16 protein-coding genes are annotated in these 25,570 nt (G+C 51.6%); 6 read left to right on the top strand and 10 right to left on the bottom strand.

Features of this window, described 5'->3' with window-relative positions:
* Positions 1-121: 121 nt before the first annotated feature.
* The 4 genes from ST42_RS10260 to ST42_RS10275 form a co-directional block, all read right to left on the bottom strand.
* The gene (locus ST42_RS10260; protein ID WP_044073446.1) at positions 122-1,024 is read right to left on the bottom strand and encodes an MlaD family protein; all 903 of its coding nucleotides are present in this window, start codon (positions 1,022-1,024) and stop codon (positions 122-124) included.
* A gap of 93 nt (positions 1,025-1,117) precedes the next feature.
* Positions 1,118-2,401, bottom strand: a complete 1,284-nt coding sequence (locus tag ST42_RS10265) for an N-acetylmuramoyl-L-alanine amidase family protein (protein WP_231557013.1) — start codon at positions 2,399-2,401, stop codon at positions 1,118-1,120.
* Between the two features lie 41 nt (positions 2,402-2,442).
* The gene (folB, locus tag ST42_RS10270; RefSeq protein ID WP_044073462.1) at positions 2,443-2,826 is read right to left on the bottom strand and encodes a dihydroneopterin aldolase; all 384 of its coding nucleotides are present in this window, start codon (positions 2,824-2,826) and stop codon (positions 2,443-2,445) included.
* Between the two features lie 14 nt (positions 2,827-2,840).
* Entirely contained in the window at positions 2,841-5,390 is a 2,550-nt protein-coding gene (locus ST42_RS10275; RefSeq protein ID WP_044073447.1) for an adenosylcobalamin-dependent ribonucleoside-diphosphate reductase, read from the bottom strand.
* Positions 5,391-5,848: 458 nt separating this feature from the next.
* Here ST42_RS10275 and ST42_RS13625 point away from each other — a divergent pair, with 458 nt between their 5' ends.
* A complete protein-coding gene (locus ST42_RS13625) occupies positions 5,849-6,067 on the top strand; it encodes a hypothetical protein (RefSeq protein ID WP_022317445.1) in 219 nt (72 codons plus the stop codon).
* Between the two features lie 496 nt (positions 6,068-6,563).
* Here ST42_RS13625 and ST42_RS10280 read toward each other — a convergent pair whose 3' ends face one another.
* Together ST42_RS10280 and ST42_RS10285 are read right to left on the bottom strand one after the other, a co-directional pair.
* Positions 6,564-8,021 (bottom strand): MFS transporter, encoded by a 1,458-nt coding sequence (locus ST42_RS10280; protein WP_044073448.1) that lies wholly within the window; start codon positions 8,019-8,021, stop codon positions 6,564-6,566.
* Positions 8,022-8,361: 340 nt separating this feature from the next.
* Positions 8,362-10,842, bottom strand: a complete 2,481-nt coding sequence (locus tag ST42_RS10285; protein ID WP_042518425.1) for a bifunctional UDP-N-acetylmuramoyl-tripeptide:D-alanyl-D-alanine ligase/alanine racemase — start codon at positions 10,840-10,842, stop codon at positions 8,362-8,364.
* A gap of 266 nt (positions 10,843-11,108) precedes the next feature.
* Between ST42_RS10285 and ST42_RS10290 the strand changes: the two genes are divergently transcribed.
* Positions 11,109-12,431, top strand: a complete 1,323-nt coding sequence (locus ST42_RS10290; RefSeq protein ID WP_042518423.1) for a DUF2851 family protein — start codon at positions 11,109-11,111, stop codon at positions 12,429-12,431.
* Between the two features lie 448 nt (positions 12,432-12,879).
* Complete coding sequence (locus tag ST42_RS10295) at positions 12,880-13,434, top strand: outer membrane protein (RefSeq protein WP_044065082.1); 555 nt, start codon at positions 12,880-12,882, stop codon at positions 13,432-13,434.
* A 171-nt stretch (positions 13,435-13,605) separates the two neighbouring features.
* Here the strand turns inward: ST42_RS10295 and ST42_RS10300 are convergent, their stop codons facing one another.
* From ST42_RS10300 to ST42_RS10310, 3 genes are all read right to left on the bottom strand, one after another.
* Entirely contained in the window at positions 13,606-15,192 is a 1,587-nt protein-coding gene (locus ST42_RS10300) for a S41 family peptidase (protein WP_082027922.1), read from the bottom strand.
* Between the two features lie 40 nt (positions 15,193-15,232).
* Entirely contained in the window at positions 15,233-17,182 is a 1,950-nt protein-coding gene (locus tag ST42_RS10305; protein WP_044073450.1) for a DNA topoisomerase IV subunit B, read from the bottom strand.
* 79 nt (positions 17,183-17,261) lie between these two features.
* Positions 17,262-18,416: a hypothetical protein gene (locus ST42_RS10310; RefSeq protein WP_042518415.1), complete on the bottom strand. Its 1,155-nt coding sequence runs from the start codon at positions 18,414-18,416 to the stop codon at positions 17,262-17,264.
* 390 nt (positions 18,417-18,806) lie between these two features.
* On the opposite strand from ST42_RS10310, the gene ST42_RS10315 reads away from it, so the two are divergent.
* Positions 18,807-20,201 carry an MATE family efflux transporter gene (locus tag ST42_RS10315; RefSeq protein WP_044073451.1) on the top strand — a complete coding sequence of 465 codons (1,395 nt, stop codon included), beginning with the start codon at positions 18,807-18,809 and terminating at the stop codon, positions 20,199-20,201.
* A gap of 144 nt (positions 20,202-20,345) precedes the next feature.
* On the opposite strand, the gene crcB is transcribed toward ST42_RS10315, so the two are convergent.
* The gene (gene crcB, locus ST42_RS10320) at positions 20,346-20,708 is read right to left on the bottom strand and encodes a fluoride efflux transporter CrcB (protein WP_022317454.1); all 363 of its coding nucleotides are present in this window, start codon (positions 20,706-20,708) and stop codon (positions 20,346-20,348) included.
* A gap of 407 nt (positions 20,709-21,115) precedes the next feature.
* Between crcB and ST42_RS13290 the strand changes: the two genes are divergently transcribed.
* Both ST42_RS13290 and ST42_RS10330 read left to right on the top strand, forming a co-directional pair.
* Positions 21,116-23,845, top strand: a complete 2,730-nt coding sequence (locus ST42_RS13290) for a M6 family metalloprotease domain-containing protein (RefSeq protein ID WP_082028638.1) — start codon at positions 21,116-21,118, stop codon at positions 23,843-23,845.
* A gap of 25 nt (positions 23,846-23,870) precedes the next feature.
* Positions 23,871-25,570 (top strand): M6 family metalloprotease domain-containing protein (locus tag ST42_RS10330; protein WP_044073452.1); only part of this gene is annotated, 1,700 nt, incomplete at its 3' end.

Here is a 25,570-nt window from a genome sequence, read left to right on the forward strand (position 1 = left end):
TGGCTTCCTCATGGATTCATCTCATAGCGAGAATGAATCATGGATCGGAAGCCAGCCTCCTCTCGTTATCCCCCGCGGGGGAGATTATGGTTATTCTTTCTGTCTACTTTTCCGCTATTTATCATTTATCCTTCTTTCCGAAGATGGAGAAGTGTACGTAGCGTTTCGGATGCGCCTTGAGGTCGATGAGCAGGGAATCTGCCGACTTCACTGTGGCGTTCAGGTCGTAGTAGAGGTTAGGATCTCGCATTAGGAGTCCGAGGGAGCCCTGGTTGTTGTTGAGCTGATGGGTGAACTCCTGCACGTTCTGCAGCGTGGTGTTCACCTTCTGCATCGTGCCGTCTACGTCTACCTTGGCGAGCTTGCCTGTTATCACCTCCGTGTTGTCAATCACGTTGTCTGCCTTGGCGAGAAGTCCCGGCACTCGTCTGTTGAGCGTTCCGAGAAGCGTGTTGAGCTGCCTTGTAGATGTGGTGAGGTTGCCGGTGACGGTCTCCACATTATGAAGCGAGTTGGCGATGGCAGGATCCTGCAGCAGCGTGTTCACGCTGCAGAGTATGGAGTCGAGCTTCGGCAGCATCTTCTGCACGATAGGTATGAGGTCTTTCATCTGTCCCATCGCACCGTCGTTGATGCCTCCCACGATGGTCTCTCCCGGGTTGATGCGCTCACGCATATTGTTGGCAAGGAGCAGGTTCACCTTCACGTTGCCCATGAGGTCGCTAACTATTTCTGCGCTGCTGCCTTTAGGTATGCGCATGTCTTTGTTGATGCTTGCCTCAACGATGATATCCTTTGTCTGGCCATAGTCGTATTGGATGTTTCTCACCACACCCACCTGATAGCCGTCGGCATAGATGGGGCATGAGGAACTCAGTCCGCTGATGTCCTTGAAGGATATGTAGTATTTGCTTTCGGACGAGAAGAGGTCGAGTCCCTTCAGGAAGTTCATTCCGAGAAAGAGCACTACGAGACCTACGATTGCCACGATGGCGATTTTCACTTCTTTGGTAAAATACTTCATATAGGGTCTTTTTGTTGTATATATTAATATATGTAAGGAATTACTTGTCCATCCCGTTTGCCGTCAGCCTCATCGCCTTCATCTGGCGACGGGTCAGCGCCGCTGCTTGAAGATGCGTATCGCCTCGGTGATGTTCATCTTGCTGCCGTTTCTGAATGCCACGACGAAGCATCCCGGGAATTCTGTGGCGAGCGAAGCTCTCAGACGGTTGATGGCATTGTAGTTGGTAGAGGCGCCGATGGTGTATTTGTACATTCCGCCTTCCTCATACATGTCTATTCCGTCGTATCCCTTGAAACGCGGACTGTTCTTTGCCTCCTTCGTGGCATTTGCCATTATCTGCACTTTGAAAACGGGAGCGTCGTCATCGTCTGCCTTTGACGTTCCGGCAGGGGCATTGACGGTTTTCGCTGCCGCCTTTCTCGGTTGGCTCGTGGCTAACTGGGGTTTGCTTGCCGTTGTTTCAGAATTTCTTGCGGCATTGCGGTTCTTCTGTTTGTCCGCATCGTCCTGCGGAATGAGCGTCGGCAGGCTCACCTTGTCTGACTCCTTTGGCGCCACCAATGGCACGTTGACGCCGGAATAGTTGTCATTCTTGTATTTCGCAAAGGCACTGTATATGCCTCTGGCGATATTGTCGATGCTGGCATCATCGTTGAGCAGCCGCTCCTCGTCGGGAGTGGTGATGAAGCCAAGCTCTATCAGGCATGCCGGCATGGATGTCTCTCTCAAAACGAGGAACACGTCCTGCTTCACTCCCTTGTCGGGACGGTTTGCCGTGGAGCACACGCTTTTCTGCACGTGTTTGGCGAGTTCCACGCTTTTCGCCATATTCTTGTCGTGGATGAACTCAAACATGATGGCGCTCTCAGGAGAGTTGGGGTCGTAGCCCTCATACCGTTCCTTGTAGTCGCTCTCATAGGTGATGACAGCGTTCTCGCGCTGCGCCGCACTGAGTTTCTCGTTAGACCGCCGCATTCCCATCGTGTAGGTCTCCATTCCGCGGGCTATCCTGCCTCCGGGCAGTGCGTTGGTATGGATGGAGATGAACACGTCGGCGCGGTTCTTGTTGGCGATGTCGGCTCGCTTGTGGAGCGGCACAAAGACGTCGGTCTTTCTGGTGTATATCACTTTCACGTCGGGACAGTTATTCTCCACATAGCGCCCGAAGGCGAGCGCCATCTTCAGGTTGATGTTCTTCTCGTATGAGAAACTGCCCTTTGCCCCGGCATCATGTCCTCCATGTCCGGCGTCGATGACGAGCGTGAACTGTCCTGCGGCGACGTCTGCCACCACAAGAATCATGAACGCCGCCACCAGCAGCGCACGTATCAATGTATAACAGCTGTATTTCTTCACTTCTGCAAATTTAGTCATAAGTTTTGTCTTTGATAACAAAAATGCGGAATATTGAACATTTAGTTGTCTTTTTCGTCATTTCTCCAGTGCAACTGAACACCTGCACCCCTGCTGTCAGCCCCCATCGGAGGGTTTTCTTTGGTCACGCTGACTGTCAGTTCTTCTATCTGGGGCATCTCGCTGAGTATGCGTCTGCCTATCCTTCCTGCCACGTGTTCGATGAGTTTCGAGGGCACTGCCATCTCTTCTTTCACCATTCTGTGGATGTCGGCATAGTTCAGCGTGTCTGCCACGTCGTCGGTCTCTGTGGCACGCTGCAGCCCGCAGCCCGCCTCGACGGAGACGAGAAAGTCTCCGCCGGTGAGCGTCTCTTGCGGCAACACGCCATGACGGGCGTGGAAACGCATGTCTTTGATGAATATCTTTCCTTGTGTGAGTCTCATCATGGGGCTTGTATTTATCCGCAACGTGATGATCCGCAGTTCTTGCAGATTAGGCATCCCTCCTGGTATACGAGTGTCTCCTGACCGCAGACCGGACATTTCTGTCCCTTTGCCTCCGTTCCGTCTACTATATATTTCTTGAGGGCTCTCTCCACTCCTATCTTCCATGTGTTGATGCTCTGGCTGTCCATCTGGAGCTGGCCCACAAGCTTTATCACGTTGGCAATAGGCATGCGGTAGCGCAACACGCCGGAGATGAGCTTGGCGTAGTTCCAGTATTCGGGGTTGAACTTCTCTGACAGTCCTTCAACGGTGGTCTTGTAGCCGCGCTTGTTCTCAAACTGGAAGTCGTAGCGTTTCTTTCCGTTTTCGTCTATCTTCTTGATGATCTTTCCCTTGTTCACGCTCTTGGGCAGCGAGATACCCTCCTCGTCGTCCTGAAGACCAGTGAATATCTCGTATGGGTATCCGTCGAGCAGACCTACGAATGCCACCCACTTCTCCTTGTTGTTCTGGAATCGCACCACGTCGCATTCCAGTTCCTTGGGGCGCACCTCTGTCACGGTAGGCGGTTCGCAGATATGCTTCTCCTCCGCTTTCTTCTTGTCTTTCTTCTCCACGGCAATCATCACTCCCGAACGTGATCCGTCGCGATACACCGTGCATCCCTTGCAGCCCGAACGCCATGCTTCCACATAGAGACGGTTTACGAGCTGCTCGTCCACGCTGTTCGGCAGGTTGATGGTCACGCTGATGCTGTGGTCCACCCATTTCTGTATCGCTCCCTGCATACGCACCTTCATGAGCCAGTCCACATCGTTTGCCGTGGCCTTATAATATGGCGATTTCTCCACGAGCTGGTCGAGTTCCTCCTGGGTATATCGTTTCTCGGTGTCGTAGCCGTTAATCTTCATCCATGTCAGGAACTTATGGTGGAAGACGATGAATTCCTCGAACGAGTCGCCTGACTCGTCAACGAAGTCCACGTGTACGTCGGTGTCCGTAGGGTTCACCTTGCGGCGGCGCTTGTATACGGGCATGAACACCGGTTCGATGCCGCTTGTGGTCTGGGTCATCAGACTGGTTGTTCCTGTCGGGGCGATGGTGAGGCATGCGATGTTGCGGCGGCCATATTTCAGCATGTCGGCATAGAGTTCCGGATCTGCCTCACGGATGCGGTTGATGAACGGATTGTTCTTCTCCCTCTCTGAGTCGTACACCTCGAAGGCTCCGCGCTCCTTTGCCATCACCACTGACGAACGGTAGGCGGCGAGGGCAAGCGTCTTGTGTACCTCCACTGAGAAGTCTGTCGCCTCCTGAGTGCCGTAGCGCAGGTTCATGGCAGCCAGCATGTCGCCCTCGGCAGTGATTCCCACTCCCGTGCGGCGTCCCATGGCGCTCTTGCGCTTTATCTTCTGCCAGAGGTGCAGCTCTGTCTCCTTCACCACATCTGCCTGAGGGTCGCTCTTCACCTTTTCTATTATCTTGTCTATCTTCTCCATCTCCATGTCCACGATGTCGTCCATGATGCGCTGTGCCAGCGCCACGTGTTTTTTGAAGAGGTCGAAGTCGAAGTATGCCTCCGGTGTGAATGGGTTCACCACGTATGAATAGAGATTCACCGAGAGCAGTCGGCATGAGTCATACGGACAGAGCGGTATCTCTCCGCATGGGTTTGTAGACACCGTGCGGAATCCGAGGTCGGCATAGCAGTCGGGGATGCTCTCACGGAGTATGGTGTCCCAGAAGAGCACTCCCGGTTCGGCGCTCTTCCATGCGTTGTGTACTATTTTCTCCCACAGTTTCTTGGCGTCTGCCTTCTTAGTCACTATCGGCGCATCGCTGTCGATAGGGAATTTCTGTGTGTATTCCTTGCCATCTATAGCGCACTGCATGAACTCGTCGTCGAGTTTCACCGACACGTTGGCTCCAGTGATCTTGCCTTCCTGCATCTTGGCGTCGATAAACGCCTCGCTGTCGGGATGCTTCACGCTGATAGAGAGCATCAGGGCTCCGCGGCGGCCGTCTTGTGCCACCTCGCGTGTGGAATTGCTGAAGCGCTCCATGAATGGCACGACACCTGTTGAGGTGAGTGCAGAGTTGTTCACCGGAGTGCCCTTCGGACGGAGCTGCGAAAGGTCGTGGCCCACTCCGCCGCGGCGTTTCATCAGCTGCACCTGCTCCTCGTCCATGAGCATCACGGCGCCATAGGAGTCGGCGTCGCCGTCGAGACCTATCACGAAGCAGTTTGAGAGCGATGCCACCTGGTGGTCGTTGCCGATGCCGGTCATCGGACTGCCTGCCGGCACGATATAGCGGAAGTGGTCGAGCAGTTCGAACACCTGCTGCTCTGTGAGCGGATTGGGATAGTGGTTTTCTATCCTCGCCACCTCACGGGCGATACGCCAGTGCATGTCTGTCGGCGTCTGTTCGAAGATATTGCCGTAACTGTCTTTCAGCGCATACTTGTTGGCCCACACTCTTGCGGCAAGTTCATCTCCGCCAAAATATTCCATAGAGGCACGAAAGGCCTCATCAAAGGTATAAGTCTTATTTTTTTCCATTTTTGCAATTAGGTAGAATAGTCTGTTATCAAAACTCTGATGCTCCGCTCCGAACTCCAGAAGGTTGTTCCGGCAGTATGGAGAAAACGGCGCAACGGATGCAAAGTTAATGACTTTTGCGGATATACGGAAAGAAAGATTGAGAAAGTTAATGCCACATCATTGCCCTGAGGATTGTCCGCCGGAGGGCTTTCATGCCGTGTTTCCCAACGGCATTGAGACGTAGCGGAGAGGGATGACGGAAATATAAAAAACGTTAATGAAAACACGTCACCTATTTATATCGGAATTATTCATTACTTTTGCAACTATGTAAATATGTTTCCATACACGGAAGCGCAATGCAAGCATGGAGGGACGGATGGTTCCACAAGCTGCACGAACTATTATAACTACTATTATTTCCCTCAATGTGACCTTGTCGCTGACAATGGACGGTCAAAAAAAATATTAAGTCAATGAACATAAATACTAAAGCTACCATCGGACATCACTATCACGAACACGTCCACCATCACCACCATAGGCATCATAAGGACGATGTGGAATCTTTCAAGCAGCAATCTTTGAGAGTGAGAAAGAGGCGCAAGATGATTTCCCGTGTTCTCTTCGTCACACTTTCTATTCTTGCTGCAATCATCATCATTGCATGCGTGGCAAGCAACTGGCTTTTCTGAGGTTGGTTGCGGTAGCGGCTTTTGCTCCTCCCTTGACACGAAGGTGTTGAGTCTGTCCTGGTGTTGTATGCAAGAGATTTCCCGGAAAAACAACACCGCACATCTCCTTTCCGAAAAAGAACAAGAACATTCGGCATACAAAAAACAGCTGTAAGTCCAGAGTCGCTTTTACTCGAAGAACTTACAGCTGTTTTTTATCCCAAATCGGTCGTTAGGGCTTGCATGGATTTTGTTTTTTTGAAGGATAGATTTTGTTTGGCTTTTAATGAGTAATAGCAGGCTATTGCGAATTAAAAACAGACAAAAGACGCCTTATAAAAAGCAAAAGACAGCAAGCAGTATTAAAATACTAAATTGAACGGCCTAATGACCGTTTTGGGTTTATCTGTATGCCAGACACGTGTTGTCTTACTGCGGATTATCCCCAAACGGCCATCAGGCAGTTCATTGTAATATTCCAGAACTGCTTGCGGTCAGGAGGTTCCGCGATTTATCATCAGTCCACTACGATTGGCTTGTATTTCGGCACGAGGATCTTCATGATAACCCATCCGATGAGGTATGCCACGGCACAGATGCAGAACACGATCATGTAGCCGCCCTTCTTGCCCTCGAAGCCCATGAAGTTGAACTGTGCAGCGTTCTCGGCATAGGTGAAGAGCATACCTGAACCCTTGTTGATGAGGAACGAGCCGATACCTCCTGCCATGGCACCGATACCGGTGATTGTGGCGATTGTAGACTTAGGGAACATGTCGCCGATGGTGGAATAGAGGTTGGCTGACCATGCCTGATGGCCTGCGCCGAGAAATCCGATGATGATTGCCACCCACCATGCGCTGATTTCTCCCATTGGCTGGGCGATAAGACCGAGCAACGGGAAGCATGCGAATATCAACATGGCACGCATACGGCCGATGTATGGATTCATTCCCTTCTTGTCAACGAAATATGTGGGGAGGTAACCGCCGCCGATGCTCAACACCGTAACGATGGCGTAGAGTGTGAAGATGAGGGCAATAGCCATCGGACTGTCTGAGGTGTAGCCGTAAACGTCGGAGAAGTATGCCGGAGCCCAGAACAGGAAGAACCACCATACGCCGTCGGTCATGAACTTGCCCACGATAAACGACCATGTCTGTGGGAAGGTGAAGCACTTGAGGAATCCGATTGTCTTCTCCTCAGTGTGTCCCTCTTCTGACTCGGCAGCTGCTTTCTCCTCTTCCTCGTCCTGCTCGATGTATGAAAGCTCGGCAGTGTTGGTGAACTTGCTCCTGCGTGGTTTGTCATAGAGCCATATCCAGAGGCCCATCCATATATAACCGAGCACACCGATCACCACGAATGCCATCTCCCAGCCCCAGGCGTTGGCGAGCAACGGAATGGTGGCAGGTGCGGCGAGGGCTCCTACTGAAGCTCCGCTGTTGAAGATTGAAGTGGCGAAAGCGCGGTCTTTCTTTGGGAAGTATTCTGCCGTAACCTTCACGGCAGCAGGGAAGTTGCCTGCCTCACCGGCTGCCAGCACGAGGCGGCATGAGAGGAAGAGCCATACGCTGACGGTGGCGATTGCCACGGCAGCATCGGAACCTGCCTGCACAAGACGCAGGGCTTCTATAGAGTCGTATCCCTCGATGAGCATAGCTGCCTCACCGCAGAGGGCGTGGAGAACGGCACCTGTAGACCATACGAAGATGGCGATGAGGTAGCCCTTCTTTGTTCCCATCCAGTCTACGAACTTACCTGCGAAGAGGTTGCATACAGCGTAGAAGATTGAGAACCAACCGGTTATCGTTCCGTAATCATCGTCGGTCCAGTGGAATTCTGGAGCGATAAAGTCTTTCCATGTCAGCGACAGAACCTGACGGTCCATGTAGTTGACAGTAGTTGCCAAAAACAGCAAAGCACAAATCACCCAACGGAAGTTGGACATCTTAGTAGTTTGTATTGAAGCCATTTGTTTTAATATAAGATTAATATTGTTTGTTCTAGTCTGCAAAGATAGCGTTTTTTTCTTCTTTCCGCAAAAAAATCAATAAAAAAAGAAAACAAACAGTATTAATCCGTAATCATCGCATCAATCTGTTTCTCCTTTCCCTGTTCCAAAAAGAAATGAGAATCGCCTGACACTGATAAAAAGAAAATCCGCCAGCATTCGCATTGTGAATCGGAATGCTGACGGAAGCAACAAAGTTTTGTCTTTATGTTATCTGTTCATGTATTTCTTGCCATCCTTTATGGCAACCGTATTGCCTGACTGTGAGAATTCAGGCGAAATGACCGTTGGGGGTAAGATATCAATCCTGGTAGTACACCCTCTTCACGCGGTCTGACACACTGGTGAGCACCTCGTATGGGATGGTGTCGAGTACATCGGAGAGAACTGTCACTGGCAGATGGTCGCCGAAGATTTCCACTGTGTCACCCTCCTTGCACGGTATGCCAGTGACGTCGATCATCGCCACGTCCATGCAGATGTTGCCAACATAAGGAGCCTTCTGTCCGTTCACCAGACAGTAGCAGTTGCCACGGCCCAGGTGGCGGTTCAGTCCGTCGGCATATCCTATCGGAATGGCTGCGATGCGGCTGTCGCGCGTCAGGTGCCCCTTGCGGCTATAGCCCACTGTCTCCTCCTTCGGCACATCACGCAATTGCAGGATGGTGGTTTTCAGAGTGCTCACATTGTTCAGTATATGGTTGTCGCGACTGTCGATGCCATATAGTCCGAGACCGAGACGACACATATCAAGCTGGCGTTCTGGGAAGTGTTCGATGCCGGCAGAGTTGCAGATATGGCGCAGGATCTTGTGGGGAAACGCTGCCTGAAGCTTGCTGCTCGCCTCATCGAAGAGGTCGAACTGCATCTTTGAGAAATTGTCGAAGTCGTCACTGTCGGAACCCACGAAATGCGAGAACACTGAACGGGGGATGATGGCGTTCTGCGACTGCAGACGATGTATCAGTTCGTCAATGTCGGTCTTGGGGTTGAAGCCGAGACGGTGCATTCCGGTGTCGAGCTTGATGTGTACGGGGTAGCCCGTGATTCCCTCGCGCCGGGCAGCCTTGACAAGGGCGTCGAGAAGACGGAAACTGTAGACCTCAGGTTCGAGGTCATAGTCGAACATCGTCTTGAATGCCGTCATCTCCGGATTCATTATCATGATATTGCTCGTGATTCCGTTTTTGCGGAGCGTCACTCCCTCGTCGGCAACGGCAACGGCGAGATAGTCCACACGGTGGTCCTGCAATGTCTTTGCCACCTCCACCGCTCCACTGCCATAGGCATTTGCCTTAACCATGCATACGAGCTTGGTCTCGGGCTTCATATAAGAGCGGTAGTAGTTGAGATTGTCTACCACTGCCTGGAGGTTCACCTCAAGGATGGTTTCATGCACCTTCTGCTCCAGGAGTTCGCTGATGCCGTCGAAACCGAAGGCGCGCGCTCCCTTTATGAGTATCACCTCATCGCGGAGTGTGCTGAAGACGGGACTCTTGATGAAGGTCTGACTGTCGGGGAAGAAGTATTTCTCCCCCACCCCGATTCTGTCTGCCTCTGCCATGAGGTCGGGACCCACACCGATGAATTTCTCCACTCCCCTCTTGACGCATAGTTCTGACACCTCTGCATAAAGCTGGTCGCGCGTCATTCCGCTCTGCAGGATGTCGCTGAGAATCAGTGTGCGGCGACGGCCCTTATGGTCGGGACGGCGACTGATGAAGTCGAGGGCTATGTCGAGAGAGTTGATGTCGGAATTGTAGGAATCGTTGATGAGCGTGCAGCCATGCTGGCCCTGCTTCACCTCCAGTCGCATGGCGACAGCCTCCAGCTTCGGCATTCTCCCGGCGATGTCGGCGGCAGAAATACCGAGCGATAGGCATACGGCGCAGCAGGTGATGGAATTCTCGATGGATGCCTCGTCGATGAAAGGCAGGGTGTACTGACATTCCCCGCCAACCTTATTATATATATAGGTAACGGTGGTGGAGGTCTCGCCCTTCTCCACATTCTTTATATATAGCGGAGCATTGGCGTCGGCAACCGACCACCACAGGTGGTCGCCCTTGAACGACCTTTCGCCCACTCGGCTGGCTATCTCCTTGCTGTCGCCGGGATATACTATCACGCTGGCGTCGCGGAAGAGGTCGAGCTTCTCGTCCACCTTGGCTTCCATCGAAGGAAAATTCTCCTGATGGGCACTGCCGATATTGGTTATCACGCCGATGGTGGGCTGTATGATGTTGCGCAGTGCCTGCATCTCGCCGGGCTGGCTGATGCCTGCCTCGAATACTCCCACCTGCGACTGCTCGCCGAGCAGCCAGACGGAGAGCGGAACGCCAATCTGGGAATTGTAGCTACGAGGACTGCGCGTGACGCTGAGCGACGGAGAGAGCAACTGATAGAGCCACTCCTTGACAATGGTCTTGCCGTTGCTGCCCGTTACGCCCACGACGGGGATGTTGAACTCGTCGCGATGGCGCTCGGCAAGGCGCTGCAGCGCTTCGAGCGGACTGATTACCTTGAGGAAATTGGAACCTGGATAAGTGGTGGCATAGTCTTGTGGCAATGCGTCCACAACAAAGTTTCTCACTCCTCGACGATAAAGGTCGGGTATGAACTCATGGCCATTGCGACGGCCGGACTTGAGGGCAAAGAACAACGTTTCCTCAGGGAAACAGAGGGAACGGCTGTCGGTGAGCAGAAAGCCGATGTTGGCGGCTTGGTCTCCATATCTACGCGCCCCTATCAATGTCGTTACTTTTTCAATTGAATAAGTCATTGCTGTTGATTCTTGATTAAAACGACAACGGGCCAAAATGGCATGACCACTGGCCCATGCTTGTTATATTTGCAATTTGTATTTGCAAATATACGGATATTTTTCAGAACACGCATGATTTGTGGAATTTATCTCGCCGGGAGACAAAAAAAACTGATTTTTGCTATGGGATGACGACATTTCAATGATTTTTGTTATCTTCGCAGGTGATTATAAATCCCAAGCCAGTCATGACGACATGACTTGACAGCAAACAGAGAAACACGATGGAAATTCTTCTTCATTATATTTGGCGCCACAGGATGTATCCGCTACACCGGATGACCACGAACAAGGGAGAGACGGTGGAGGTGATTGACCCGGGACTCCACAACCGCAACGCCGGACCTGACTTCTTCAATGCGAAAATAAAGGTGGACGGGATGCTGTGGGTTGGCAATGTGGAGATTCACGACAAGGCGTCTGACTGGTTTCTGCATGGCCACGACAAGGACGAGGCATACGACAACGTGATTCTTCACGTGGTGGGCGAAGACGACATGCCGGTGAGAAGCAGCCGGGGCGAAACGATGCGACAGATGCAGATGGACGTGCCGGAATATGTGACGGCAAACTACTCCAGACTGCTGAGAGAGGACCGCTTCCCGCCTTGCCACGAAGTGATAGGACAGTTGCAGAAACTGACTGTACACAGCTGGATGAGCGCTCTGCAGACGGAACGCCTGGAGCAGAAGACGGAGGCGATAAGCAGGAGAGTGAAGGAGAGAAACGGATCGTGGGAAGACGCATACTTCATGACGCTCGCACGCAACTTCGGCTTCGGAGTGAACGGCGAGGCTTTTGAGAAATGGGCTGCCACGCTGTCGCTGCAGAGTGTGGCCCACCACCGCGACGACATATTCCAGATAGAGGCGATATTCCTGGGACAGGCTGGACTGCTCGACGAACAGGCTATTCCGCAGCGACACCGTGAAGAGGCGGCAAACGACATTTATCTGACCAAGCTGAGACGGGAATACTCATATCTGAACCACAAATTCCACCTGGAACAGATGTCGGCGACGGAATGGAAATTCCTGAGACTCCGTCCGCAGAACTTCCCTAACATCAGGATTTCACAGCTCGCAAACCTCTATTACAACCGGCGCTCAAATCTGAGTCAACTGATAGAATGTCGCAGCGTCGACGAGATGTCAGACCTGTTTGCCACCCACGTCACACCATATTGGGAGACCCACTACTCCTTCGGGGCGGAAGGCAAGAAGTCGGCAAAGCAGCTGTCAAAGCAGTCTGTCAGAGTGCTCATCCTCAACACCGCCATCCCTATCCTCTTTGCCTACGGCAGACACAAGGGCGACGAGACGCTCACCGACCGCGCCTTCCGGCTGCTCGAAGAACTGAAGGCTGAGGACAACAGCATCATAAGGATGTGGAAGGAATGCGGACTGGAGATAGAGACCGCCGCCGACAGCCAGGCCATCGTGCAACTGAAAAAGGAATACTGCGACCGCCGCGACTGTCTGCGCTGCCGTTTCGGCTACGAATACATAAAACGCAACGGATGGTTCGTGAAAGAAGAAAAAGGATAGGAGCGGCTGCAATCAGTAAACATTTTGTCAAGCGACATCCTACTGACTACAACAAAAAGTCACTGGCAGGAGTAATATATAATGAGGTAATCAGACAAGCGGATTGTTCACTTATTCCGTAATAGTCTTAAAAAATTCCTAATGCATGGCATTTTTATAGATAAAACGTTGGTATTTAGAACACAAATGTTTTTCTTTGCATCAGTAAACAACACTTTGCAATTCGTCAAAGAGACAAATTGAGGTTCGCAAAAGGAGCGGAATATGGTTCGTTAAAGTAATTCGATGCTGTTAGTAAAACGGACAAAGCAAGACAACAGGAGGCCAAGTAAATACGAATTAAAGAGCTAAATCGACACGAGCTGAAGAGCTAAGTCAATACGGGCTGAAGTGTAAAATCAAGGAACAAAGATAACAACAATATTTATAACCAAAAAGGAAAGAAAACATGAGAAAGATTTTTATGACTTTGGTAGCACTTGTCATGACAGTGGCTGCCAACGCACAGGTTTTTGTAGGTGGTGAAGTTGGTTTCTGGCGTAACTACGAAGACAACCATACATCATTCACAGTTGCTCCTCAGGTGGGCTACAACATCACAAACAAGTGGGCAATCGGCTTGGAGTTCGACTACGACTACAACTATTATGACGGACTGAAGGTAAATGGTGTTGGCGCTGCTCCATTCGCACGCTACACAGCAGCCAAGGCAGGTCCTGTTTCATTCCTTCTGGATGCAGGTTTCGCTATCAACACTTACAAGGCTAAGTATGACGGCGAGGAAAGCGACAGCTACAATGCATGGCAGATTGGTGTGACACCAGGTGTGAAGGTCAGCCTCACAAAGAGCGTTGACTTCATCGCTGCTCTCGGTTTCCTGGGCTACCGCGACAACGATGACCCTGACTTCAAGGGTGTGGGCGGTCATCCTTACGGAGAGAAAGGTTTCGGTTTCCACTTCAACACTAACGATCTGAAGTTCGGCGTTATCTACAACTTCTAATCCTCGTCTCTGACGATGGTGGCATTCCGAATGTATTCCAACCGACATCTGTTGTTATCCCATCATAGTCTTTGGATATCAGAAACGGAAATCGCCATAGAGCAAATATAGCAATGGCTGTATCATCAAGGCTTGATGATACAGCCATTGTTGCGTTTGTGATAATTGTCACTACATCTTCTCTATCGTTTCCAGTCCTTTCTTCACGATGTCGCTCGTCTCGTTGACAATCTGGAAATATTCGTCCATATCCCAGATGTCGCGCGCCACAAGAGCCTTCACCTGAGTGGCAAGGCGGGGCAAGGTGAGCTTCAGTTCCTCGTTGTCTTTCGGCTTCACATCCTTCTTCTCTCCTCTCTCCCTGATGTCGGCAATAAGCGACTCCGGAACCTGGTATTCTGCCTCAAACTTACTGAAATCCGTGTATTTGCGCTTTAGCGACTTCCTGTTGTTGTCGATGAAGCGGAGCACGGCGTCGGTCACCATTCCCTTTGCCACGAGCTGACGGTGATACTTGGTGTATGTCATCGTGTCGAGAGGTACAAAATAGTCTGGCATGATTCCTCCACCGCCATATACCACACGGTGTTTGCGCAGGGTGTAGAACTTCAGCGAGTCGGCGAAGTGTATGCTGTCGGCATTCATCAGCTCGCCATGCTTCAGTCGCTTGTCCAGTTCCATGGCATAGTCTTTCTGGTCGCCCTTCTTGTATGGCTTCTGTATGCAGCGGCCTGTAGGAGTGTAGTAATGGGCGATGGTGAGGCGTATCATCGAACCGTCGGGCATGTCGAAGGGTCTCTGCACGAGTCCCTTACCGAAGGTGCGTCTGCCCACCACCATACCTCGGTCGTTGTCCTGCATGGCTCCCGACACGATCTCGGATGCCGATGCCGTGAACTCATTCACGAGCACCACCACCTTGCCGTCGAGCAGCTTGCCTGACCCGTTGGCACGATAGTCCATTCTCGAGGATTTCAGTCCGTTGGCATATACTATGATGTCGTCTTTGGGCAGGAATTCGTTGGCTATCTTCACCGCCGCCTGCAGATATCCGCCGCCATTGTCCTGCAAGTCGAGAATGAGGTCTTTCATTCCCGCAGCCTTCAGTTTGTTTACGGCAGTCATGAACTCATCGTATGTAGTGGCTCCGAAACTGCCGATGCGTATGTATCCCACTCCCGGACGGATGATATACGATGCGTCGAGGCTCTTCACCGGAATCTTGTCACGCTTCACGTTGAAGGTCAGCGTGTCTGCCACTTCGCGCCTCACCACAGAGAGTTTCACCATAGTGCCCTTCGGTCCGCGCAGCCTCATCATAATCTGGTCGCGCGGCATCTTCACTCCTGATATCGCCGTGTCGTTTACTGCCACGATGCGGTCGCCGGCCACGATGCCTGCCTTCTGCGACGGTCCTTTGGCAATGGTCTGGATTACGAGCAGAGTATCTTCCACCATGTTGAACTGCACTCCGATGCCGTCGAAGTTTCCCTGCAGCGACTCGTTCATCTGCTTCGTCTCCTTCGGTGTGGTGTATGAGGAGTGCGGATCGAGCTTGTCGAGCATTCCTCTGATAGCGTCCTCCACGAGTTTGTTCTCGTCTACGGAGTCTACATAGAAATTGGTGACGAGCATCTCGGCGAGCTGCAATTTACGCATCGGACTGTCTTTGTCCATCCTCACCTGCAACTGTGCCGAAGCCCCGATGGCAAACATTGCCATGGCGAGGCATATCAAGCAATAAATGTTTCTTTTCATTGTATTTCGCTTTAGTCTGTCATGTTTCTCTACCATACCGTTATTCTTCTTCCTCCGGTCTGTCTTCTTCTATCACGAGGTTGTCTATGATGAAGTTCTGACGCTCCGGTGTGTTCTTTCCCATATAATATTGCAGGAGCTTATGCACCTGGTCCGTCTTGTGCAGCGTGACCTGTTCGAGGCGCATCTCGGGTCCGATGAAGTTCTTGAACTCGTCGGGACTGATCTCTCCGAGTCCTTTGAATCGTGTTATCTCCGGATCTGGTCCCAGTTCCTGTATTGCGTCGAGGCGCTCCTCTTCGGTGTAGCAGTAGCGGGTCACGAAATCTCCCTTTCCCGTTGCCGTAGCCTTCACAGCCTTCGACTTTATCTTCGTCTTCTTGTTTCTCACACGGAACAGAGGTGTCTGCAACACGAACACGTGTCCCTTCTTTATCAGATCGGGGAAGAACTGCAGGAAGAACGTGATGATGAGCAGTCGGATGTGCATTCCGTCCACATCGGCATCCGTCGCCACAATCACCTTGTTGTATCTCAGCGTGTCGAGTCCGTCCTCTATGTCGAGGGCAGCCTGCAGCAGGTTGAACTCCTCGTTTTCATACACCACCTTCTTCGTCAGTCCGAAGGAGTTCAGAGGTTTTCCTCTGAGCGAGAACACCGCCTGTGTGTTCACGTCGCGGCTCTTCGTGATGCTTCCGCTTGCCGAGTCTCCCTCGGTGATGAATATGGCGCTCTCCTCCTTGCGGTCGTCTTTCACGTCGCTGAAGTGTATGCGGCAGTCGCGGAGTTTCCTGTTATGCAGGTTGGCTTTCTTCGCCCTCTCCCTTGCCAGCTTTGTCACTCCGGCCATCGCCTTGCGTTCCTTTTCGCTCGACTGTATCTTCTGGAGCATCACCTCTGCCACGTCGGCATTGCGGTGGAGGAAGTTGTCCACTTCTGTCTTTATGAAGTCGCCCACATATTTGTTCACGGTCACTCCGTCGGGGCTCATGGTCTGCGAACCGAGCTTTATCTTGGTCTGGCTCTCAAACATCGGCTCCTCCACATTGATGGCGATGGCTCCTACGAGTCCGTTGCGGATGTCGGTATATTCAAAGTTCTTGTTGAAGAACTCCTTTATCGTCTTTGCCAGATGCTCCTTGAATGCGCTCTGGTGTGTACCGCCCTGTGTGGTATGCTGTCCGTTTACGAATGAGTGGTATTCCTCTCCATACTGTCCGGTGTGTGTGAAGGCTATTTCGATGTCTTCGCCCTTGAGATGCACGATGGGATACAATCCGTCTGTGGTCATCGTGTCGTTGAGCAGGTCTTTGAGTCCGTTGCGGCTCAGTATCCGTCTGCCGTTATACATTATGGCGAGTCCCGTGTTCAGGTAGGTGTAGTTACGGAGCATCGTCTCTATGATGTCGTCGTGGAAGGAGTAGTTCTTGAAGAGCTTGGCGTCTGGCTCGAAGTAGATGTATGTTCCGTTCTCGTCGGTAGTATCCTCTGTCACGTCGGTCTTCAGCTCTCCCCTCTCGAATGTCAGGGCTCTCACCTTGCCGTCGCGATACGATTTCACCTCGAAGTTCAGGCTCAGGGCGTTTACAGCCTTTATACCCACTCCGTTGAGTCCCACGCTTTTCTTGAACGCCTTTGAGTCGTATTTTCCTCCCGTGTTTAGCATGCTCACCGCCTCTACGAGTTTCCCCTGCGGAATGCCTCGTCCGTAGTCGCGCACGCTTACGCGGAGGTGTTCGTCGATGTCCACCTCTATGCGTTTGCCTTGGTTCATGCGGAACTCGTCGATGGAGTTGTCCACCACCTCTTTGAGCAGCACGTAGATGCCGTCTTCTGGCAGTGAACCGTCACCGAGTCTTCCGATATACATTCCGGGACGTGTGCGTATGTGCTCCATGTCGGAAAGGTGTCGGATGCTTTCATCGGTGTATTGCACCTGTGGTTCTTGTGGTTCTTGTTGTTCTTGGTTTTCTATATTGATTTCGCTCATGGTTGATGTTTTACGGGTTGACGGGTTGGTTTCCCAATCCCTGACCTTACCTCTGGAGGAAGGAACAGGGCTACAGGCATTACTTTATCTCCTTGATATAACAGCGGCGCCTCTTGTGGTTTTCACAGTCGAGATACTGCCACTGGCTCTGCACTTTGTCGTTTGCCTCCATCTCCACATGTGTCTCTCCCCATTCATATCCGCGCTCCACGTATCTCGGGATGAGATCGGCAAAGAGGAGCGAGTTGGCTCCCTTGGCACGGTATTCGGGCAGTATGCCCACGAGCAGCAGGTCCACTATCTTGGTGTGTCCGAACTTGAGGGCTCTGAGGATGTGCCACCATCCGAACGGTGTGAGTCTGCCTCTGCGGCATTTCTGCAGTGCCTTGGCAAGCGACGGCAGCGTGATGCCCACTCCCACGATTTTCTTGTCGGCGTTCCAGTCCTCTATCAGCGTGATGAGGTCGAGGTCTGCCATCGGGAAATACATACCTATGTATTGTTCTATCTGCTTGTCGGTCAGTTCCGAATACCCATATAGTCCGGCGAAGGTCTCGTTTATGATCTCGAAGATCCGTCTGCCGTAGCCCTCTTCGAAGATTTCCCGTTTGGTGAGTTTCTTCACGTGCAGGTTATAGCGTTTCTCTATGAGAGAAGCCACCTTGGCGTATTTCTCCGGCACGGTCTTAGGCACGAAGAGCTTGAACTCCACGTAGTCGTTGTCTTTCTCGAATCCGCCGAGCCTCTCCATGTGTTTGGGGTAATAGTCGTAGTTGTATATCGTCGCCATGGTGCCGAGCTGGTCGAATCCCATGGTGAGCATTCCCTCGGGGTCCATATCGGTGAATCCGAGCGGTCCCACCACGTGTGTCATACCCTTCTCCCTGCCGTATTGCTCCACGGCAGAGAGGAGCGCCCCCGACACGTTGATGTCGTCGACGAAGTCTATCCATCCGAAGCGCACGTCGTTTCTTTCCCACTTCTTGTTTGCCTTGTGGTTTATGATGGCAGCCACGCGGCCCACCATCTTTCCCGTCGCCTTGTCGAACGCCATATAATATTCTGCCTCGCAGAACTCAAAGGCTGCATTCTTGTCTTTGCTCAGCGTGTTCATATCGTCGCTGAACAGGTTGGGGGCGTCGTACGGACTGCCCTCATACAGGTCGTAATGGAAGTCGATGAACGCCTTCAGGTCTGCTTTCGTGCTGACTTTTCTTATTTCTATTGATGACATATTCAATAATACTCAAGTTAACTCTCCACATGTGTTTGCGCTGAAGACAAAACCACATCGTTGGCATCCCTCAAGTGAGTGGTGCCATGTGGTAGCCTTCTTGTCATGTGTATAATATAATCTTGTTTTAAAACGAAGGCAAAATTACGGTTTTTTGTGGAAAGTAACAAATTTTGCCCTGCTTTTCGCACTAAAGGCCTGTCTGCCGTCCCATCAGCTGCCGCCGGCATCAGCCCAGCCTACCGCCGGCAGGGGAAACGGCATAGCAGAAATCCGAGCAAGCCCTAATGCCCGATATGGGTTGAAATCCGGACGCCGTACCAAGTATTTGCACAAATAATATTGGAATGCAGAGAAAAGAGAGTACCTTTGCAGCCTAAATCCAAACTTATGACAACCGGACAAAGAAAAATCAACATTCAACAGAAGAACAAATATTCTTACCACTACCGTATGTTGCTGTCGCTCGGAATACCTATCGTCGTGGGACAGGTGGGCACCATAATCCTCGGATTTGCCGACACGCTGATGGTGGGACACCATAGTGTGATGGAACTGGCGGCTGCGAGTTTCGTAAACACGATAATGGCGATTATCCTCGTGCTGGCACTGGGATTCAGCTACGGACTGACGCCAATGGTGGGTCAGCTCTTCGGAAGGGGCGAGAGGGAGAAGATTGGTTCGGTGATGAAAAACGGACTGGCTGCCGGCACTCTCACTTCCATCATTCTGCTCGGTATGCTCACGGCGGTGTATCTGAACGTTGACAAGCTGGGGCAGCCTGTGGAACTGCTGCCGCTCGTCAGACCGTATCTGATGGTGAACATGATTTCGGTGCCTTTCGTCTGCTGGTTCAATTCGTTCAAACAGTTCTACGACGCCATCGGCAACACCAAGATGTCGATGTATATCCTGCTGGCGGGCAACGTTGCCAACATCGTGGGCAACTACCTGCTCATCTACGGTCCCGGTCCGCTGCCTGAACTGGGACTGCTCGGAGCCGGACTCAGCACTATGCTCAGCAGAGTGATGATGTTCGTGGTGGCATTCGCGATATTCATGATTTCAAAGAGATATAAGGTATATAGCCGTTCGTTCAGAGAGGCGCGTCTCAGCGGCGAAGCGTTCCGTCAGGTGAGCAAGCAGAGCTGGCCCGTGTCGCTGCAAATGGGAATGGAGTCGGCGGCGTTCTCGCTGACGGGAGTGTTGGTGGGATGGCTCGGCACCACGGCACTGGCTGCCCATCAGGTGATGATCACGGTATCACAGGTGTTCTTCATGATATACTACGGCATTGCCGCTGCTGTGTCGGTGAGAGTGAGTTTCTACGTGGGACAGAACGACATCACGGAACTGCGACGCGTCACGGCTGCCGGATTCCACATCATCTGCATTATAGGATGCGTGGTGAGCATACCGGTGTTCTTGTTGCGCCACGAAACGGGATTCATCTTTGCCAACGACGCCACGATAGCCGAAATCTGCGCCCATGTCACGCTGATAATGATAGTGTATCAGTTTGGCGACGGCATGCAATGCTGCTATGCCAATGCGCTGAGAGGCACGGGCCACGTGCAGCCGATGGTCTACATCGCCTTCGTTGCCTTCGTGTTAGTGTCGCTGCCTTGCAGCTGGCTCTTGGGCATACACATGGGATACGGAATAATGGGAATATGGGGAGCCTTCCCCGTGGGACTCACCGTGGCTGGAGTGCTCTACTATATTTTCTTCCGGCGCCAGGTGGCACGGCTGGAGCATGGAGGACAAGGGATTCTGGCTGCATAGCGAGTGGACAGCAAACGGTCATCAGAAAGTAGTCCCAAACGGCTATTAGGACGTTTATCCACAAATCAGCATCAGTAAGTTTAATTCCAAATAGTCATCAGTAAGTTTACCCCCAAACGTCAATCATGGCGTTTGGGGGTTCTGTTATATCCTGCTGCCCGCCCAAACGGCAACCAATCCAAGTCCTACGCTGAGCGAGGCATAGAGAGCAAGGGACAGCAGATTGTCGGCACGCATGAGCGAGAGGCTCTCGTTCATGAATGTGCTGAAGGTGGTGAAACCGCCGCAGAAGCCTACGGTGAGCAGCAGCCGCATGTCGCCGCTGATGCCCCAACGGTCAGATGCGCCATAGATGAGTCCGATAAGGAGGCAGCCTACCACGTTGACGACCAGCGTGCCAACGGGAAATGCCACAGACGATGCTTCTTGAAGCCATTTAGAAACGAGATAGCGCAACACGGAACCCACGGCTCCGCCAAATGCCACGAGAAGGATATTTTTTATCATTGTTTTTTCAATTGACCATATAGGCTTGCAAAGTTATTCACTTTTACGCTATCCTGCAAAAATAATGCAAGGCGAGTGCAAAATCATCAAGCTCGCTTGAATGTTTTGCCTAGCCGAAGCTTATTTTATGTAAAAAACTTATAACATAACGCCCCGACAACACCTGCCTTAACAATCTAACACACTGATTTTAACTACATTTACAGGCTTTGTGTTAATAATAATTTAAATATGTATTTATTTTTTTGCAAGTCAAAGAATTTAACCTATCTTTGCTCAATGCAAAAGAGCATGGAGCATTTGTCTCCGTCAGTCTTTCATGTCCTGTTTGAAGGACACAGAAGGCCGGGCTCTGGTATCGTTTCTTTATTTGTAGCAATAATTATTTAAATCATTACTTCTGAAAAATGAAATTACACAATACCCTTGCATTGGCGGTACTGTTGTTCTGCTCAGCGCAGAACGGATTCGCCGTGAAAGCTTACCCTGGGGTGATTAAGGCAAAGCAGGCCGACGGTACGGAGATTTCTATCCGTCTGCACGGCAGCGAGCATGGACACTACACTACGACAGTGGACGGATACCCCTTGATCTACAATGAAGCAACCAATAACTATGAGTATGCCACCATCGTCAGCGGAAAGCTGAAGAGCAGCGGCATCGTGGCAACGAACTCTGAGCGACGTTCGCCACAGGCCACGGAACTACTCAAATCCATAAACAAGGAGACAGCGCAGCAGCTGGCAATGAAAATGAGCCTGCAGAAGCGTGTAGGTCAGCAGACTGCAGTAAAGAAGGTGGTGCAGAGACCAAAAAAGGCGCTCATGAACAACTTCCCCCATTTCGGAGAGCAGCACTCTATAGTCATCCTGATGGAGTTCAACGACAAGTCGTTCTCCACAATGAAAAACCCAAAGGAATACTACGACGGAGCGATGAACAAAGAGGGATTCACCGCCATCAACGGTGCTACCGGCAGTGCCAGAGACTTCTTCATAGCAAGCTCTCACGGACAGTTCAAGCCAACATTCGATGTATACGGTCCGGTGAAGATAAACTACGGACAGCATGACGCCGGCGACGGAACATACAACACTCCTATAAACATGGGAACATTCGTGAAGGCTGTAGTGGAGGCTATCGACGACGAGGTGGACTTCTCGCAGTATGACCACGACGGAGACGGAAACGTCGACAACATCTATATCTACTACGCCGGAAAGGGTTCTGCCGACTCCAACGACGCCAACACCATCTGGCCCCACGCCTTCACCATGAATGAATGGGGAGTGGAGGTGAAGACCAAAGACGGAGTGAACATCAACAGCTACACCTGCAGCAACGAGGAAGACGGACTGAGCAACGGCTTCACCACCGGTATCGGAACTTTCGTGCATGAATTCGGACACTGCCTCGGATTCATGGACCACTACGACACCACCGGCGTATACTCTTCTTACACCCCCGGCAGTTGGGACACCATGTGCTCCGGCTCTTACAACAACAACAGCAACACTCCCCCACTCTATTCTTCATACGAATGCTACGAGTTGGGATGGCTGAAGCCTGAGGTGATAACAAGAAGAAACGGCAACCTGAACGAACTGCCTTATCTTGGAGAATCCAACAAGGCATACATGATACAGGTGCCTGGCAACGAGAACGAATACTATCTGCTGGAGAACAGACAGAAAAAGGGATGGGACGCATACCTGCCCGGTTCGGGAATGCTCGTATGGCACATCGACTACGACGAGAATCTATGGAAAGACAACAAGGTGAACACCGTCGGCAGGCACCAGCGCGTGGACATCGTGGAGGCAAACGGCAGATACTCCGGCACCGGATACTATCAGACGGGCGTGCCTTTCCCGGGTTCTGACAATGTGACGGAATACTCGTTCAAGTCGTGGGATGCCGTGCATCTGCTCGACATCGACAAGATCAGCGATGTCAACGGACTGGTGTCGTTCTATGTCAAAGGAGCTGACTCGGGAATCACAAAACCGGAGCTCACGGCAAGCAACGAGAGATACAACGGCTTCGACCTGTCGTGGAACAAGGTAGAGAAAGCCGAGAACTATCTGCTCAACGTGAAGAAGGTGAACGAGGACAACTCGCTGACCGACCTGGAGGACTACACCGACAAGACCGTGACCGGAGAGAATGTCTCTGTAGAGGGTCTTGAGAAGGAGACTACATATCAGGTGAGCCTGGCAAGCTGCAACGGTTCTTACATCACAGATGCTGACACCAAGGAGGTGAAGACAACAGAAAAATTCTTCACTGACGAGAAGGTGAAGAACATCATGGAGAAGGACGTGACGATGACTTCGTTCAGCGCCTCATGGGATGCCATCGACGGTGCTCAGGACTATGTGGTGAACCTCGAAAAGGTTACCTACGACGGAGAGAAGGTGACTTCTGCCTACGACTTCACCGACAGAATGGACGGAATGCCGGCAGGATGGGAAACAAACTGCAAGAACTTCAGCAGCAGCAAGGGTACATTCGGCGAGACTGCTCCATCTCTGAAGATGACGGCAAACGGAAACTATCTCACGATGTCTCTTGAAGGAGTAAAGGTGAACAACCTGAATTTCTGGTATTACGTAAGCTCTGCTTCTGAGGGCTCTACAGTGGAGGTGCAGGCGCTGCGCAACGGACAATGGATCACAGAGAAGACCATCGACGCATCGGAGAAGACTAAGGAGAACCTCTCGCTCAACTTCAATGCTGCCGATAAGGTGAGACTATTGTTCAACCGCACAGGAACTGCTTATGTGGTGATTGACGACGTAAGCATCAGCGGCAACAAGCAGAGCGGTTCAAAGATGGACAGATACACAGAGAAGAGCGTTGGCGAAAAGGCTGAAGCCTCGTTCGACGGACTGGAGAAGGCCACAACATACTGTCTCACTGTATACGGAGTGAAGAACGGCGAGAAGACAATCACTTCCAACAAGCACTACGTGACAACAGCCGACGACGTGTCGGGCATCAACAGCGTAAACGCTTCTGCCGACGCCGCAGAACTGATATTCGACATCAGCGGCAGACGCATCAACAACGAGCGCAACGCCGAGGGCATCGTGATTAAGAAAAGCAACGGCAAGACAGTAAAGACGACAAAATAACGAAAACAAATTAATACTCACAGTAATGAAATTCAAAAAACTATTTGCAGTCCTGCTCCTGTCAGCTAGCCTCTCGCAGACGGCTACGGCAATACCGGCTTATCCTGGCGTGATAAAGGTGAAACAGGCCGACGGCACGGAGATAAGCATCAGACTCAGAGGCGACGAGTGGGGACACTACACAACGACAGAAGACGGATTCCCGCTGATCTTCAACAAGCAGACAAGCAACTACGAGTATGCCATCATCTCCGGACAGAAACTGGTGAGCAGCAATATCGTAGCTACCGACGCAAGCATGCGCGACCCCAAGGCAATGGCTCTGCTCAACACCATCGACAAGACTGAGGTGGCAAAGATAGCACTGAGCGAAAACTCGGCCACCATCGCCAAAGGCATCAAGAAGGTGGGAGGCAAGCCGCAGAAAGTGCTCATGAACGACTTCCCTCACTTCGGCGAGCAGCACTCCATCGTTATCCTCGTGGAGTTCAACGACCGTTCGTTCTCTACTGTGTCCGATCCGAAACAGTATTACACCGACATGCTGAACAAGGAGGGCTTCACATACGAAAACGGTGCCAGCGGAAGTGCAAGAGACTTCTTCATAGCAAGTTCACAGGGACAGTTCAAGCCTACGTTCGATGTATACGGACCGGTGAAGATAGACTACTCACAGTATGACTTCGGCGACGGTATGCAGTCAGGACAGAATAATGCCGGAACAATCCTGCAGACTGTAGTGAAGAAGCTCGACCAAGAGGGAGCAGTGAACTTCGCGCAGTATGACCACGACGGCGACGGATATGTAGACAATATCTACTTCTACTACGCCGGATTCGGTTCCAACGACTCCGGCTATTCAAACGTGATATGGCCTCACGCCTTCGACCTGAGACAGTGGGGAACATACATGAAGACAAAAGACGGCACCGGCATCGGAAGCTACACCTGCAGTAACGAAATAGACGGCAGCAACAGAAAATATCCTACCGGAATCGGAACGTTCGTGCATGAGTTCGGACACGTGCTCGGATTCATGGACCACTACGACACCGCCAACTCCTACGCCACATACACTCCGGGATACTGGGACACCATGGCATCGGGTTCTTACAACAACAGCTGCCACACACCTCCTCTCTACTCGGCATTCGAATGCGCCGAGCTGGGATGGATGAAGCTGACAGAGCTCGACAACACGGCAGAGGGCGTGAACGTGCTGAAACCGCTCGCCGATGACTACATGGCATACAAGGTGAACGTGGACGGCAAACCAAATGAGTATTTCATCCTCGAGAACAGAAGAAGAACAAGCTGGGACAGATTCCTGCAAGGCGAGGGAATGCTCGTATGGCATATCGACTACAATTATGACGCATGGGTGAACAACAAGGTGAACTCCCTACCTAACCATCAGCGCATAGACATCGTGGAGGCTGGCAACGTTCAGTCTAACGACTACTACGAGCAGGAGACAGTGCCATTCCCAGGTTCGGGCAACGTCAGCTCGCACGACTTCAAGGACTGGAGCGGCACCTCTGCCATCTATCTCGACAAGATAAAGAGAAACGGCAACAACGTGGAGTTCATCATCAAGGGTTCTGACCAGGGTCTTGCTGCCGTGGCAGAAGTGAACATCGACAGGGTGACATACAAGAGCATCGAGTGTTCTTGGCAGGCTGCCGACAAGGCTACGGAATACGTGGTAAGCCTCATTTTTTTTTT

Source organism: Prevotella pectinovora (assembly GCF_000834015.1).
Taxonomy (GTDB): Bacteria; Bacteroidota; Bacteroidia; order Bacteroidales; family Bacteroidaceae; genus Prevotella; species Prevotella pectinovora.

What these genes read in the sequence shown, in the direction of transcription:
- ST42_RS10260 (WP_044073446.1), bottom strand. Translation starts at nt 1,024, where the DNA reads ATGAAGTATTTTACCAAAGAAGTGAAAATCGCCATCGTGGCAATCGTA.
- ST42_RS10265 (WP_231557013.1), bottom strand. Translation starts at nt 2,401, where the DNA reads ATGACTAAATTTGCAGAAGTGAAGAAATACAGCTGTTATACATTGATA.
- folB (WP_044073462.1), bottom strand. Translation starts at nt 2,826, where the DNA reads ATGAGACTCACACAAGGAAAGATATTCATCAAAGACATGCGTTTCCAC.
- ST42_RS10275 (WP_044073447.1), bottom strand. Translation starts at nt 5,390, where the DNA reads ATGGAAAAAAATAAGACTTATACCTTTGATGAGGCCTTTCGTGCCTCT.
- ST42_RS13625 (WP_022317445.1), top strand. Translation starts at nt 5,849, where the DNA reads ATGAACATAAATACTAAAGCTACCATCGGACATCACTATCACGAACAC.
- ST42_RS10280 (WP_044073448.1), bottom strand. Translation starts at nt 8,021, where the DNA reads ATGGCTTCAATACAAACTACTAAGATGTCCAACTTCCGTTGGGTGATT.
- ST42_RS10285 (WP_042518425.1), bottom strand. Translation starts at nt 10,842, where the DNA reads ATGACTTATTCAATTGAAAAAGTAACGACATTGATAGGGGCGCGTAGA.
- ST42_RS10290 (WP_042518423.1), top strand. Translation starts at nt 11,109, where the DNA reads ATGGAAATTCTTCTTCATTATATTTGGCGCCACAGGATGTATCCGCTA.
- ST42_RS10295 (WP_044065082.1), top strand. Translation starts at nt 12,880, where the DNA reads ATGAGAAAGATTTTTATGACTTTGGTAGCACTTGTCATGACAGTGGCT.
- ST42_RS10300 (WP_082027922.1), bottom strand. Translation starts at nt 15,192, where the DNA reads ATGAAAAGAAACATTTATTGCTTGATATGCCTCGCCATGGCAATGTTT.
- ST42_RS10305 (WP_044073450.1), bottom strand. Translation starts at nt 17,182, where the DNA reads ATGAGCGAAATCAATATAGAAAACCAAGAACAACAAGAACCACAAGAA.
- ST42_RS10310 (WP_042518415.1), bottom strand. Translation starts at nt 18,416, where the DNA reads ATGTCATCAATAGAAATAAGAAAAGTCAGCACGAAAGCAGACCTGAAG.
- ST42_RS10315 (WP_044073451.1), top strand. Translation starts at nt 18,807, where the DNA reads ATGACAACCGGACAAAGAAAAATCAACATTCAACAGAAGAACAAATAT.
- crcB (WP_022317454.1), bottom strand. Translation starts at nt 20,708, where the DNA reads ATGATAAAAAATATCCTTCTCGTGGCATTTGGCGGAGCCGTGGGTTCC.
- ST42_RS13290 (WP_082028638.1), top strand. Translation starts at nt 21,116, where the DNA reads ATGAAATTACACAATACCCTTGCATTGGCGGTACTGTTGTTCTGCTCA.